A 12,694-nucleotide genomic window follows, 5' to 3' on the forward strand; every position below is an offset into this window, starting at 1 on the left:
GTCATCGACCTATTTTGTGTCACAAGTGGTATTGACACCCCATTGACTGACATTTATGGTCGAGCATGAAATAGTGCCATCATGAATTCCACGAACGAACGGGAGAGCTTTAGTGAGCGTCTCCAGCAAGCGCTGAAAAACGCACATTATTCCCCGGATAGCCCGACCCGACTGGCCCGCGAATTTAACATTCGCTTCGAAGGCCGGCCGATCACGGTGCACGCGGCCCGCAAGTGGCTGGTGGGTGAAGCCATTCCGACCCAGGAAAAGCTGCGCATGATCGCCCAGTGGCTAGGAGTTCCTGCCGACTGGCTGCGTTTCGGCGGCGCCGAAGCACCCGGCGCGCAGGCCGAAGGCAGTGCCAGCGCGCGTTTCGAATCGGCCGACGTCAAACTGATCGCCGACCTGCAGCGTCTCGACGAACACCACCGCCAACTCGCACGCGAGTTCATCCGTATGCTAGTACGCCTGAACCACCCCACCCCCCAAAAGTAAGCCCGCGCCTTCTTCACGACTGCGTTTCCGCTTACAAATTTTCTTCCGAGTCAGGCAGTACAAATTGCCTGGACTGGCGCATAATCGACTTGTTACAGCCGAGGATAGTGCGCCAATGAAAAGCAATTACATGAACACCGCCCAGCTGAAAGAACTCATGACCGCGCCGCCGATGACGGCCGCGCGCCATGCCGAGGTGATGCGCAAGCGCATCGCCCAGCGCCGGATGCTGGAGGAAGCCAGGGAATTGAAAAAGGCCGGCGACAGCGACCATTTCGGGAAACGCTGAACGCCTGACAAGACCCTAGGGCGGCGTTGCATCCGTCTTGCCGTACTCGCGTACTGTCTTCGACGATGCGCCTTGCCCCAGGGCCTTGTCAGGCGTTCAGTCTAGATAGCTAAGCGTCCCGCATGCCGGGCCAGCGCGGCGCAGCGGTATTCTCGATATTCAATAAATCGAGCACGCGGTCGAGCGTGTGATCGACCATCTCGTCGATACTCGCCGGGCGGTGATAAAAGCTCGGTAGCGGCGGGAAGACAATCCCCCCCATCTCGGTGACGGCCGTCATATTGCGCAGGTGCGCCAGGTTCAACGGCGTTTCGCGCACCATCAGCACCAGCCGCCGTCTTTCCTTCAGGATCACGTCGGCCGCGCGCGCCACCAGATTATCGGCCAGGCCGTGCGCCACGGCGGCCAGCGTCTTCATCGAGCAGGGCGCAATCACCATGCCATCGGTCTGGAATGAGCCGCTGGCGATCGATGCACCGATTTCCCGATTCTTATGCACGACGTGGGCCAGCGCCTCGACGTCGCGCCGCTGCATGCCGACTTCCTGGTGCAGCGTCAGGGAAGCGGCGTCCGAGACGACCAAGTGGCTCTCGACGCCGGGAACCTGCGCCAGCCGTTGCAGCAGGCGCACGCCGTAAATCGCGCCGGTCGCGCCGGTGATGCCGACGACGATCCGGCGCGGACGATCAGCCATTCTTCGGGAACATCGCCTGCAGTTCGCCCGATTCGTACATCTCGTTCATGATGTCCGAGCCGCCGATGAACTCGCCGTTCACGTACAGCTGCGGAATGGTCGGCCAGTTCGAATAGTCCTTGATACCCTGGCGCACTTCCGGATCTTCCAGCACGTTGACGGTGGCGATGTTATCGACGCCGCAGGCTTTCAGGATCTGGATGGCGCGGCCGGAAAAACCGCATTGCGGGAACTGCGCGGTGCCCTTCATGAACAGCACGACCGGGGTGTTGGTCACGGTGTCTTTGATCCAGGTTTGTACGTCGCTCATGTGCTTGCCTTCGGTGGGAAATGGGGGAAATGGCGTCATTCTATAAGAAATCGACCGCGGCGGTGCAGCGCGGCGGCCCAGTTCCAGCGCTGGAGACAGGGCCGCGATTGCGGTATGATCATTCGGTTTATCTTCTGCCAACGATCCAGGGTTTTCTCATGCAACAAGCTCCCAAGGCCGCGCCGTCGGCCGCTTTCAATCTGATCCTGACCTTTGTCCTGGGTTTCATCGGCATCTTCGACATCTACAGCGGCCTCACGGGCGATGGCGCCGGCGTCTTCATCACCGGCCTGGCCCTGACGATCTATGCGGTCGTGCTGCTGCGCGACGCCCTGCACATCAAGAAGACCGGCCAGGCCTCGATGAGCCGCAAGCGCATGAACCATATCGGCTTGGCCTGCCTGGCGCTGTACGTGTTCGGCATCCTGGTGAAACGGGTGCCTGAGATGGCGCAGTTTTTCAGCTGACCGGATTCAATCCAGACGTTTGCCGAGGCAAGCCGATTCGGCACGCCCGGCATACTGGCCATAGGCGGCGATGGGCGCATAAGCACCGCGTTCGTAGAAGCCCAGCGCCCGCAGGTTGACGCGGCGGGTCGACAGCCACAGCTCCCGATACCCGAACGCCGCCGCCTGCGCTTCCAACGCCGCCAATAAACAAGGGCCGGCGCCGCTGCCGGGCCGCGCATACATCCGCTTGAGCTCCGCCACGCCCGGCGCCAGGGGCCGCAGCGCGCCGCATCCGACGGCGCTGCCTTGCGCGTCGCGCGCGACCAGAAATACCGAACCCGGCCCGCGCACGTCGGCCGGATCGAAGGATCCCGCGCCGCTGTCGCCGCAGATGGCCGCCAGCGCGGCATCGAGTTCGGCGATCAGCGCCCGCGCATCAAGGCTGTCCGGATCGAGCGGGGCGCAGACCACGGCTTACTTGCGCAGCTTGGCGAATGCCGCCGCCATCGCGCCGCCCGCATCCTGCGCGGCCGGGCGCTCCTGGCGCGCATGCTGGGCCACGCGCTTGCGATCCTCGCGGTCGGCGCGCTGCTGCGGCTGCGCGCCTGGCTGCGGCGCGGAGTCGGTCAAACGCATGGTCAGCGCGATGCGTTTACGTTTCGGATCGACTTCCAGCACCTTCACCTTGACGACCTGGCCGGCCTTGACCACCGTGTGCGGATCCTTGACGAAGGTGTTCGACAGCGCCGAGATATGCACCAGGCCGTCCTGGTGCACGCCGATGTCGACAAAGGCGCCAAAGGCGGCGACGTTGGTGACGACGCCTTCCAGGATCATGTCCGGGCGCAGGTCGCTGATCTCCTCGACGCCTTCTTTGAAGGTGGCGGTGGTGAATTCCGGACGCGGATCGCGGCCCGGCTTTTCCAGCTCCTTGAGGATGTCGGTCACGGTCGGCACGCCGAATTTGTCGTCGGCGTATTTGGCCGGATTGAGCGACTTGATCAAGCCGCTGTCGCCCACCACCGCCTTCATGTCGCGTTTCACGTCCGCCAGGATCTTCTGCACCACCGGATAGGATTCCGGGTGCACCGCCGAGGCGTCGAGCGGGTTCTCGCCGCCGATCACGCGCAGGAAGCCCGCCGCCTGTTCGAAGGTCTTGTCGCCCAGGCGCGGCACGGCTTTCAGGGCCGCGCGCGAAGGGAAGGCGCCCTTCATGTCGCGGTAGCTGACGATGCTCTGGGCCACGCTGCTCGACAGGCCGGACACGCGCGCCAGCAGCGGCGCCGAGGCCGTGTTGACGTCCACGCCGACCGCGTTCACGCAATCCTCGACCACGGCGTCGAGCGAGCGCGCGAGCTGCGTCTGCGAGACGTCGTGCTGGTACTGGCCGACGCCGATCGACTTCGGATCGATTTTCACGAGTTCCGCCAGCGGATCCTGCAGGCGGCGCGCGATCGAGACGGCGCCGCGGATCGACACGTCCAGATCCGGCAGCTCGCGCGAAGCGAATTCCGAAGCCGAATACACCGAGGCGCCCGCTTCGGAGACGACGATTTTCGTGAGCTTCAGCTCGGGGCGGGTTTTGATCAGATCCTGGGCCAGTTTATCCGTCTCGCGCGAGGCGGTGCCGTTGCCGATCGAGATCAGGGAGACATTGTGCTTGGCCGCCAGCTGGCCTAGCACGTGCAGCGAACCGTCCCAGTCATTTCTCGGCTGGTGCGGGTAGATGGTGGCGGTGTCGACCACCTTGCCGGTGGCGTCGACCACGGCGACCTTGACGCCGGTGCGCAGGCCCGGATCGAGCCCCATGGTGGCGCGCTGGCCGGCCGGCGCCGCCAGCAGCAGCGCTTTCAGGTTACGCGCGAACACGTTGATCGCATCGAGCTCCGCCTTTTCGCGCAGGGCGCCCATCAATTCGGTCTCGATGTACATGAAGCTTTTCACGCGCCAGGTCCAGCGCGCCGTGTCGAGCAGCCATTTGTCGGCCGGACGATTCATGCTCTTGATGCCGAAGCGGGCGGCGATGCGGCTCTCGCAGGGGTTGTGCGGCGCGTCCCACTTCGGCTTCTCAAGCTCGGTGTCCAGGCGCAGCACGACGTCGAGGATGCCTTCGCGGCGCCCGCGCATCAGCGCCAGCGCGCGGTGCGAGGGAACGGTGGCGAGCGGCTCCGAATACGCGAAGTAATCGGCAAACTTTTCGCCTTCCTCTTCCTTGCCGGCGACGACTTTCGATTCGACGACGCCATGCTCCTGCACGTATTCGCGCAGCGATTGCAGCAGGGTCGCGTCTTCGGCAAAGCGCTCCATCAGGATCTGGCGCGCGCCGTCGAGCGCGGCTTTGATGTCCGGCACGCCGGGGTTGTTCACGCCGTCGGCATTGCTGAAGGCCTCGCGCAGGTATTTATTCGCTTCCTCTTCCGGATTGCGCGACGGGTCATTGAGTAAATCGTCGGCCAGCGGAGCCAGGCCCGCTTCGACGGCAATCTGCGCTTTCGTGCGGCGCTTTTGCTTGTACGGCAGGTAGAGATCCTCAAGGCGGGTTTTGTCCTCGGCCAGGGCGATGGCTTCCAGCAGGGCCGGCGTCATCTTGTTTTGCTCGGTGATCGATTCGATGATCGCCGCGCGCCGGTCTTCGAGTTCGCGCAGGTAGCGCAGGCGCTCTTCCAGCAGGCGCAACTGGATGTCGTCGAGGCCGCCGGTGGCTTCCTTGCGGTAGCGGGCGATGAAGGGGACGGTGGCGCCTTCATCCAGCAGGGTGATGGCGGCGGCGACTTGCGCCGGCTTGGCAGCCAGTTCGATGGCGAGGCGTTGTTCGATGGAAGGCAGCATGGGCGATGTCATTGGTGCGTGAGTCAGGCGGGCAGTGTTACGCAAACCCGCCCGAAGCGCCAGTCTTGACATTCCGATTTTGCTGCGGTCGACACCGCCCGGTTCGTTACTCCACCAGCGTCGTGCGGATTTCGCGCACGCGCAGCAGCACGCGTACCATCGCGTACGGCACCAGCAGCAGGTACACGGCGAAGAGGCTGCCGAAGATGACCATGCCCGACGTCGAGAACTCGGCCAGCATGGCACGCCGCTCCGCACTCGCCAGCAGCATCCAGATCGGCAAACTGGTGCCGATCAGCACCGCCAGCAGCAACTGGAATTTTTTCGCCATCGATACGCGATCCGTGTAGATCTGCGGCTCGCGGCCATTGACTACCGGGATGCACCAGTATTCCCAACCGACCGTGGTGGCAGCCAGCCGCCAGCCGGCGTCCGCCATCAGCTGCTGAAAGTCGCCGCTGCTGTTGGCGCCGGAAAAATCGACGCGGTAGACGACGTCGGCGGCTTGTCCGCGGCGGAATGTCCAGAAACCGAAGGGACTGACCTTCGCCAGGTGCAGACCCTGGCCCGCCTGGGCGCGCAGCCAGGCTTCCTGTTCCCGATCCTGGTGCGCCAGGAAAAATTTGAAAAGGGTGACCGTCGATTTGTGCTTGCCGTCTTTCATTTCCCTGTTCCCTAGTCCTTGGCGGCCAGTGCAAACTGTCCGTTTTGCAGCATGATGGCCAAGCGCCGCACCTGCTCGGCCAGCACGCGCCGGCCCTTGCTTGTCAGCGCATAGGTCTTGCGCCGTTCTTCTTCGCTGACCTTTTCGATCAGCCCCTGCTTTTCCAGCGTACTGAATGCCCCATACAGGGTGCCCGGCCCGATGACGACGTTGCCCTGGCTCATGCTTTCCACCTTCTGCATCAGCGCATAGCCATGCAGCGGCTCGTCGAGCGCGGCCAGTACGTAATAGGTCGCTTCCGACAGGGGCAACAGCTTTCCAAAATCGATGTCCACTTGGGCTCCCCGGTTCATATATCGAGTAGCGACATATCGTGTCCCGATATACTAGCAGCCTGTTTTCTCTTGTCAATGCGTTTTTTGAGATGCCGCATTCCGTGCTGCGGGCGACACAAGTCTTTCGCGTCGTAAAGATATCTCGGCTACGTGCGATTCCGAACAAAACTGAAGTGCCCGTATGAGAGATAATGGCGTTTGTTGTTTTTTTTCATACAGGTTCAAGGACCCAATGCACACAGTTGATTACCCACGCGAACACGCGAGCGATGCCCCGGCCCCGCGCGCGACGCCGGCACGCGCGCCTGCTCTGCCCGCACCGGTGGCGACCTGGCTGCAGCGGGTCGAGGCGGCGGCGCATCCGCAGCCGAAGCTGACCGCCGAGGTCGCCGATCCGAAGGTGACGCAGTACAAGTTCGTGTATGTGATGGCCCCTACCAGCGGCGGCCGCCATGTCGCCATTTGCCTGTGCAAGGCGCGCCTGCGTCCGAACGGTGAAGTGGCTGCGGCCAGTCCGGTGAATGAAGTCTTCTCGCTGCTGTCGGCGCCGCCCGCCTACCTGGAAGGCGAGGACGAAGACCTGGTGCGCTTCTTCATCGCCATGCGCAGCGGCTCCTCGCAAAGCACCAGCGCGACCGAGCCCAAGGGCAAGGTCGGCGCCATCCTGCTCGATTTGCTGCTGCGCCAGGGCAAGCTGCTGTGGGCGAACTCCTGGGCCGACATGGCCAACGGCCTGGTCTATCCGCTGCAGGCCGGCCCGACCCGCCAGGCCAATCTCGCCTGGCGCGACGAAGGCCGCGCCGCCAAGCTCGGCTGGTCGGTGGAGCCGGCGAACGGCGCCAATCACCCGGGCGCCGATCTGATCGACTACATGCTGCCGACCGATCCGCCCTGGTACATCGACAATCTGTCGTGCGGGCCGCTGTCGCTCAATCGCGGCGGCGTCGACATCTCGCTGGCCGAACTGCAGGCCCTGGTGGCGCAAGCGCCCGTCCTGACCGGCAACGATAAAAAACGCGTCTCGCAACTGCTGCTGGCGCATGGTTTGCAGGAATTGATGCCGCTGCCGCAACCGCTGACCCAGCGTCTGCGCAACGACGTCAAGCCGCAGCCCTTCCTGCTGCTCGATTCGGTGGCGCTGGCCGATACCGGCACCCAGCGCTGGCACGATTTCGCCGTGCTGTCCTTCGACTACGACGGCCAGCGCGTTTCCTTCGACCCCTCGCAGCGCGTGGTGCGCCAGATCGGCGACGTCACCGAGATCATCGAGCGCGATGTCGCGGCCGAAAGCCTGGCGCTGGATAAACTGGCGGAACTCGGTTTCCGCAAGCCGGCTACCACACCGCTGTCGGCCGTGGCCGGCGCGGTGCAGCTGGAAAGCCAGGCGCATTGGCTGCGCTTTGCCGAGAACGACCTCGATGCGCTGATCGACGCCGGCTGGCACCTGCAAAAATCGAACAAGTACCGCTACGACGTGGTGCCGGTCGAAGAGTGGTATGCCGAGATCGACGAACCGGAAGAAGCCGGTAAAGCCTGGTTCGAGCTGGAACTGGGCATCGTCGTCAACCGCAAGCGGGTGCCGCTGCTGCCGGTGCTGGTACAGCTGATCCGCAACGCGCCGCTTGAGTTCGATCCGGCCGTGCTGGCCGCCCACGGCGACACCGACCAGATGCTGGCAACCCTGCCCGAAGGTTTACGGGTTGCCCTGCCCTGGGCGCGTGTAAAACCGATCCTGGCGACGCTGGGCGAACTGTATTTCAACGACAAGATCAAGAGCCGGGTGCGCCTGTCGACGCTGGACGCGAGCCGCCTGGAAGAACTGGCGCGCGGCGTCGAAATGCGCTGGTTCGGCGGCGAGCAGTTGCGTGAAACGGGCCGCAAGCTGAGCCAGTTCGGCTCCGTCAAAAAGGTGGCGGCGCCCGCCGGCCTGCAGGCGACCCTGCGCGACTACCAGCTCGACGGCTTGTCGTGGATGCAGTTCCTGCGCGAATACGATCTGGCCGGCATCCTGGCCGACGACATGGGTCTCGGCAAAACCGTGCAGACCCTGGCGCACATCCTGACGGAGAAAGAGGCGGGCCGCCTGACCAGCCCGGCGCTGGTGATCGCGCCGACCAGCCTGATGACCAACTGGCAGGAAGAAGCCGCGCGCTTCGCCCCGAGTTTAAAAGTGCTGCTGCTGCAGGGTAAAGAGCGGGTGGACATGTTCGACCAGATCGAGCAGGCCGACATCGTCCTGACGACCTATGCCTTACTGCCGCGCGACGAGGAAAAGCTGCGCGAACACCATTATCACCTGGTGATCCTGGACGAATCGCATTACATCAAGAACACCCGTTCGAAAGCGGCGCAGACGGCTGGTTCGCTAAATGCGAAACACCGCCTGTGCCTGACCGGCACCCCGCTGGAAAACCATTTGGGCGAACTCTGGTCGCAATTCCACTTCCTGCTGCCGGGATTGCTGGGCGAGGAAAAAGCATTCAATACCCAGTTCCGCCATCCGATCGAACGCCAGGACGATCCGGTGCGGCGCGCCTTGCTGAATCGCCGCATCCGTCCTTTCCTGCTGCGCCGGACGAAAGACAACGTCGCCAAGGAATTGCCGGAAAAGACGGAAATGATCCGCCGCGTCGAATTGACGGGCCCCCAACGCGACCTGTATGAAACCGTGCGCTTGGCGATGGACAAGAAAGTGCGCGAGGAAATCGACCGCAAGGGCGTGGCGCGCAGCCAGATCGTGATCCTGGAAGCCTTATTGAAACTGCGCCAGGTTTGCTGCGATCCGCGCCTGGTGAAAGCCATGCCGTCGAAAAAGAACACGGCCGCGATTTCCGCGAAGCTGACCGACCTGATGCAAATGGTCGACGACTTATTGGAAGAGGGCCGCAAGATCCTGGTGTTCTCGCAATTCACCAGCATGCTGGCGCTGATCGAGGAAGAGCTGGCGGCGCGTGGCATCCGCTACGCCATCCTCACCGGCGAAACGCGCGACCGCTCGGCGCAAGTGGCCGCCTTCCAGCAGGGTGCGGTGCCGATCTTCCTGATCAGTTTAAAAGCCGGCGGCGTGGGCCTGAACCTGACGGCGGCCGATACCGTCATCCATTACGATCCGTGGTGGAATCCGGCGGCGGAAAACCAGGCCACCGACCGCGCCTGGCGCATCGGCCAGGACAAGCCGGTGTTCGTGTATAAGTTAATCGCCAAGGGCACGCTGGAAGAAAAGATCCAGCTGCTCCAGCAAAAGAAATCGGAACTGGCGCAATCGATCCTGGCCGAGGGCGAATCGCAGAAAATGGCGCTCACCCAGGAAGACCTGCAGGCTATTTTCGCTCCGCTCGCCGAACAGTAACCGTTTGATCCGCATACCAAGCCCGCCGCGTGCGGGCTTTTTTCATTTATATGACGGATTTTTATGCGCCATGAATAGGATTCGGCAAATTTGCCCTTGAAATGAAAGATATTGAACAAATTTGCAATTATGGCAATTTTAATGAATCGCCAGTGCTGCAACGCTTACCTATACAGAAGGGCATGCGCGGCGATATACTCTTTCGCGGCTAGAATTCCGGCCCATTGATTTTCTCTATTTCTGGAAGGTGTTTCGATGAACCGCAGCGCCAGCATCGACTGTTCCGGCAACGCCGGCTTGGCGCTGGCCGAGCAGTTCCGTGTCATCGCCGAGATCGGCGGCGACATCGCTTTCAGCATCGATTGCGTCAGCGGCCAGCTGCGCTACGTCAGCCCTTCCATCGAACAACTCGTCGGCTACACCCCGGACGAGGTCGCCGCCGGCATCGGCCCCGGTGCCAACGGCCCGCTGGCGGCCCTGTGCGCCGGCCTGCCGGAACGCATGCGGCGCCTGCGCGCCGGCGACCGCAGCCGCCTGCGCCTGGTGCGCGAAGCGGAATTCCATGGTGCCCACGGCTATCCGGTGCCGGTCGAGATCATCTCGTCGGTGCTGTGCGACGACGAGGGCCGGCCGCAGGCGCTGGTTGGCCTGGTACGCGACCTGTCGCCGCGGCGCCTGCGCGAAGCTGAACAAAAACGCTTCGCCAGCATGCTGAACCATGAGTTCCGCACACCGCTATCGACCATCGACGGCGCCATCCAGCGCCTGGAAGCGACCAGCCCGCATGCAGACGACGCCACGCGCGCGCGCTACCGCAAGATTGCGCTGGCCACCGACCGCCTGATCGCCATGCTCGACGATTACCTGTCGCCCGAGCGCATGGCCGGCATCGGCAGCGAACGCCAGCCGACCTCGCTGGCGCCGCATACCTTGCTGGAAGAGGGCGCCGAACAATTGCGCGCTGCCGGACGCAGCGCCAGCATCAAGGCGCGCGAGCTCCCTGAAACCTTGCGCTGCGAGCCCGAGGGCATGCGCCTGGCGTTGAAGGTGCTGGTCGACAATGCGATCGCCTACTCGCCGCCGACGTCGCCCGTCGTGCTGCAGGGTCGCCTGGCGGCCAGCGGCATCGAACTGGCCGTGCGCGACCATGGCCCCGGCGTGCCGCAGGATGAACAGACACTGGTGTTCAACAAGTTCTATCGCGGCCGTAATGCCGACGGCATGCCGGGCAGCGGCCTGGGTTTATACATGGCGCGCTCGATCGTCGAAGTGCATGGCGGTGTGCTCAGCCTGGTGACGCCACCGGGGGGCGGCGCCGAGTTCCGCATCTGGCTGCCGGTGGCCGGCGCCGCGCGCCACCTTGCACGCCAGGGCGCCAGCCCTGATAATCCGGCGCCCGCCAGGACAAAGGCGGCGGCAACGACCCTGCCACCATCAGGCACACCCTAATGAATAAGATGGCTACCCCATGACGCAGATACTGATTGTGGAAGACAACGGCGACTACGCCGGCGACATGGCCGATTTCCTGCGCGAACTCGAGCATGACGTCACGATCGCCACCTCCGCCGGCGAGATGTGGGCCGCGCTCACGCGCACCCCTGCCGCCGTCGTGGTGCTCGACCTCGGCTTGCCCGACGAAGACGGTTTTACGGTGATCCCGCGCATGCGTCAGCTGTATCCCGAGATCGGCCTGCTGGTGCTGACCGGACGCGTCGCCTTCGACAACCGCATCCTCGGCCTGCAGCTCGGCGCCGACCATTACCTGACCAAGCCGATCAAATTTCCGGAACTGGCGGCCCACATCGAAGCCCTGGGCCGCCGTGTGCGCCCGAACGAACCGGCGCCGGCGCCGGCTAAATGGACGCTGCGCGTGAGCGCGCGCCAGCTCGAATTGATGGGTAAGGTCATCGACTTGACGGAGAAGGAATTCAATTTCCTGCACCTGTTGACGATCAACACCCGCCCGGTGCCGCGCGCGACCATCGTCGCCGGCATGGGCGGCGACGATCCGGACGCCAGCCGCCGCGTGGATATGCTCGTGTATCGCCTGCGCAAGAAGACCAGGTCGGTGCTGGGGCAGGAGTTGCCGCTGCGTAGCGCCTACGGCGAGGGGTACAGCTTATCGGCAGGATTTACGCTGGCATAGCGATAACCGTAGGGTGGACTCCCGAGTCCACGGATACAAGGTTCGCAAGTCGAACATGATGTCTGACTTGCAAGCGCTGCACCATGTGGACTCGGGAGTCCACCCTACAGATCGAAGTGTGCCACGTGTTCGACCAATGGGGACAAGGTCGTTACGAAAATCGCCGTAAGCCAAATAAATGAGGGACATGGTGCTGGGAGCGCGCTAGAATGGCCGCTCAGCGTCCGATAATCTCCCGCCATGGCCCGCCAACCCCGCCTCGTCCTCCCAAAGCAGCCCCATCACATCCTCCAGCGCGGCAACGACCGCCAGCTGATCTTCCGCGAAGCGGAAGACTACGAGCGTTTCCTCGCCTGGCTGCACGAATCGGCCCGCTTCTACCGCGTCGCCATCCACGCCTATTCCCTGCTGCCGACCCACCTGCACCTGCTGGCGACGCCCGAGACGGAAGCAGGCCTGGCGGCGATGATGCAAAAGCTCGGTCGTTTCTATGTTCCCTGGTACAACGGCAAGTACGACCGCGCCGGCGGCCTGTTCGAAGGACGTTTCCGGACGGCGGTGGTCGATACCGACCTTCACTTCCTGATGTGCAGCCGTTTTATCGAGCTGGCGCCCGTGCGCGAAGGCGAAGCCGCCGAACCAGCCGCCTACCCGTGGTCGAGCTACCGCCACCATGCCGGGGTGCAGGCCGACAGCGTCATCACCGACCACGCCAGGTTCTGGGAACTGGGCAATACGCCCTTCCAGCGCGAGGCCGCCTACATCGACCTGGTCGGACAGGGGATCGCAGCTGACGAGCTGGCGCAGATCGCCGCCGCCGTCCAGAAGGGGCAGCCGCTCGGCACCCAAGCCTTCAAATTGCACCTCGAACGCCAGACCCAGCGCCGCATCCTGCCGGCCAAGCGCGGCCGTCCATTTAAGACTCCTTCCACTGAAACGGTCTGAGGCGTACCTGCCCACGTTATAGGCAGCAGCAATTTTCTGCTGCCGAGACCGCGTTTTATTAAATTTAGAAGAAGAAACATCACCAAAACATATCGAAATTCGACCTGTCCCTATTTAAGCAATCGCCGCGTCAATGCTAATTTAATTTGACTCCGACCCTTATTGTTCTTCTTGCCGTCTTTGTTG

The 12,694-nt window shown here is 63.2% G+C and carries 13 protein-coding genes; 7 read left to right on the top strand and 6 right to left on the bottom strand.

Features of this window, described 5'->3' with window-relative positions; translation table 11 throughout:
• Positions 1-81: 81 nt before the first annotated feature.
• Both ASF77_RS15160 and ASF77_RS24690 read left to right on the top strand, forming a co-directional pair.
• Positions 82-495: a hypothetical protein gene (locus ASF77_RS15160; protein ID WP_056340968.1), complete on the top strand. Its 414-nt coding sequence runs from the start codon at positions 82-84 to the stop codon at positions 493-495.
• 115 nt (positions 496-610) lie between these two features.
• Positions 611-784, top strand: a complete 174-nt coding sequence (locus ASF77_RS24690; RefSeq protein WP_200934186.1) for a hypothetical protein — start codon at positions 611-613, stop codon at positions 782-784.
• Positions 785-893: 109 nt separating this feature from the next.
• On the opposite strand, the gene ASF77_RS15165 is transcribed toward ASF77_RS24690, so the two are convergent.
• Together ASF77_RS15165 and grxD are read right to left on the bottom strand one after the other, a co-directional pair.
• Positions 894-1,478 (bottom strand): UbiX family flavin prenyltransferase, encoded by a 585-nt coding sequence (locus tag ASF77_RS15165; protein ID WP_056340970.1) that lies wholly within the window; start codon positions 1,476-1,478, stop codon positions 894-896.
• Positions 1,471-1,788, bottom strand: a complete 318-nt coding sequence (grxD, locus tag ASF77_RS15170; protein ID WP_056340972.1) for a Grx4 family monothiol glutaredoxin — start codon at positions 1,786-1,788, stop codon at positions 1,471-1,473. The genes ASF77_RS15165 and grxD overlap by 8 nt, the downstream gene beginning before the upstream one ends.
• A gap of 158 nt (positions 1,789-1,946) precedes the next feature.
• On the opposite strand from grxD, the gene ASF77_RS15175 reads away from it, so the two are divergent.
• Positions 1,947-2,255 (top strand): hypothetical protein, encoded by a 309-nt coding sequence (locus ASF77_RS15175; protein ID WP_056340974.1) that lies wholly within the window; start codon positions 1,947-1,949, stop codon positions 2,253-2,255.
• A 6-nt stretch (positions 2,256-2,261) separates the two neighbouring features.
• On the opposite strand, the gene ASF77_RS15180 is transcribed toward ASF77_RS15175, so the two are convergent.
• The 4 genes from ASF77_RS15180 to ASF77_RS15195 all read right to left on the bottom strand — a co-directional run bounded on the left by ASF77_RS15180 (position 2,262) and on the right by ASF77_RS15195 (position 6,065).
• Positions 2,262-2,708 carry a GNAT family N-acetyltransferase gene (locus ASF77_RS15180; RefSeq protein ID WP_056340976.1) on the bottom strand — a complete coding sequence of 149 codons (447 nt, stop codon included), beginning with the start codon at positions 2,706-2,708 and terminating at the stop codon, positions 2,262-2,264.
• Positions 2,709-2,711: 3 nt separating this feature from the next.
• A complete protein-coding gene (locus ASF77_RS15185; RefSeq protein WP_056340978.1) occupies positions 2,712-5,066 on the bottom strand; it encodes a Tex family protein in 2,355 nt (784 codons plus the stop codon).
• Between the two features lie 106 nt (positions 5,067-5,172).
• Positions 5,173-5,730 (bottom strand): DUF2812 domain-containing protein, encoded by a 558-nt coding sequence (locus ASF77_RS15190; protein ID WP_056340980.1) that lies wholly within the window; start codon positions 5,728-5,730, stop codon positions 5,173-5,175.
• Between the two features lie 11 nt (positions 5,731-5,741).
• On the bottom strand, positions 5,742-6,065 hold the full coding sequence (locus ASF77_RS15195; protein ID WP_229445455.1) for a PadR family transcriptional regulator: 324 nt from the start codon (positions 6,063-6,065) through the stop codon (positions 5,742-5,744).
• 232 nt (positions 6,066-6,297) lie between these two features.
• Between ASF77_RS15195 and ASF77_RS15200 the strand changes: the two genes are divergently transcribed.
• The 4 genes from ASF77_RS15200 to ASF77_RS15215 all read left to right on the top strand — a co-directional run bounded on the left by ASF77_RS15200 (position 6,298) and on the right by ASF77_RS15215 (position 12,508).
• Positions 6,298-9,414 carry a DEAD/DEAH box helicase gene (locus ASF77_RS15200; RefSeq protein ID WP_056340984.1) on the top strand — a complete coding sequence of 1,039 codons (3,117 nt, stop codon included), beginning with the start codon at positions 6,298-6,300 and terminating at the stop codon, positions 9,412-9,414.
• 255 nt (positions 9,415-9,669) lie between these two features.
• Positions 9,670-10,863 carry a PAS domain-containing sensor histidine kinase gene (locus ASF77_RS15205; protein WP_056340986.1) on the top strand — a complete coding sequence of 398 codons (1,194 nt, stop codon included), beginning with the start codon at positions 9,670-9,672 and terminating at the stop codon, positions 10,861-10,863.
• Between the two features lie 19 nt (positions 10,864-10,882).
• Positions 10,883-11,563, top strand: a complete 681-nt coding sequence (locus ASF77_RS15210) for a response regulator transcription factor (RefSeq protein WP_056340988.1) — start codon at positions 10,883-10,885, stop codon at positions 11,561-11,563.
• Between the two features lie 240 nt (positions 11,564-11,803).
• Complete coding sequence (locus ASF77_RS15215; protein ID WP_056340990.1) at positions 11,804-12,508, top strand: transposase; 705 nt, start codon at positions 11,804-11,806, stop codon at positions 12,506-12,508.
• The last annotated feature ends 186 nt before the right edge of the window (positions 12,509-12,694 follow it).

This window comes from Massilia sp. Leaf139 (assembly GCF_001424165.1).
Lineage (GTDB): Bacteria > Pseudomonadota > Gammaproteobacteria > Burkholderiales > Burkholderiaceae_D > Telluria.

Bases quoted from the DNA above. Each gene is read 5' to 3' on its own strand.
- grxD (WP_056340972.1), bottom strand. From the start codon at position 1,788: ATGAGCGACGTACAAACCTGGATCAAAGACACCGTGACCAACACCCCG.
- ASF77_RS15160 (WP_056340968.1), top strand. From the start codon at position 82: ATGAATTCCACGAACGAACGGGAGAGCTTTAGTGAGCGTCTCCAGCAA.
- ASF77_RS15165 (WP_056340970.1), bottom strand. From the start codon at position 1,478: ATGGCTGATCGTCCGCGCCGGATCGTCGTCGGCATCACCGGCGCGACC.
- ASF77_RS15215 (WP_056340990.1), top strand. From the start codon at position 11,804: ATGGCCCGCCAACCCCGCCTCGTCCTCCCAAAGCAGCCCCATCACATC.
- ASF77_RS15190 (WP_056340980.1), bottom strand. From the start codon at position 5,730: ATGAAAGACGGCAAGCACAAATCGACGGTCACCCTTTTCAAATTTTTC.
- ASF77_RS24690 (WP_200934186.1), top strand. From the start codon at position 611: ATGAAAAGCAATTACATGAACACCGCCCAGCTGAAAGAACTCATGACC.
- ASF77_RS15175 (WP_056340974.1), top strand. From the start codon at position 1,947: ATGCAACAAGCTCCCAAGGCCGCGCCGTCGGCCGCTTTCAATCTGATC.
- ASF77_RS15205 (WP_056340986.1), top strand. From the start codon at position 9,670: ATGAACCGCAGCGCCAGCATCGACTGTTCCGGCAACGCCGGCTTGGCG.
- ASF77_RS15210 (WP_056340988.1), top strand. From the start codon at position 10,883: ATGACGCAGATACTGATTGTGGAAGACAACGGCGACTACGCCGGCGAC.
- ASF77_RS15200 (WP_056340984.1), top strand. From the start codon at position 6,298: ATGCACACAGTTGATTACCCACGCGAACACGCGAGCGATGCCCCGGCC.
- ASF77_RS15185 (WP_056340978.1), bottom strand. From the start codon at position 5,066: ATGCTGCCTTCCATCGAACAACGCCTCGCCATCGAACTGGCTGCCAAG.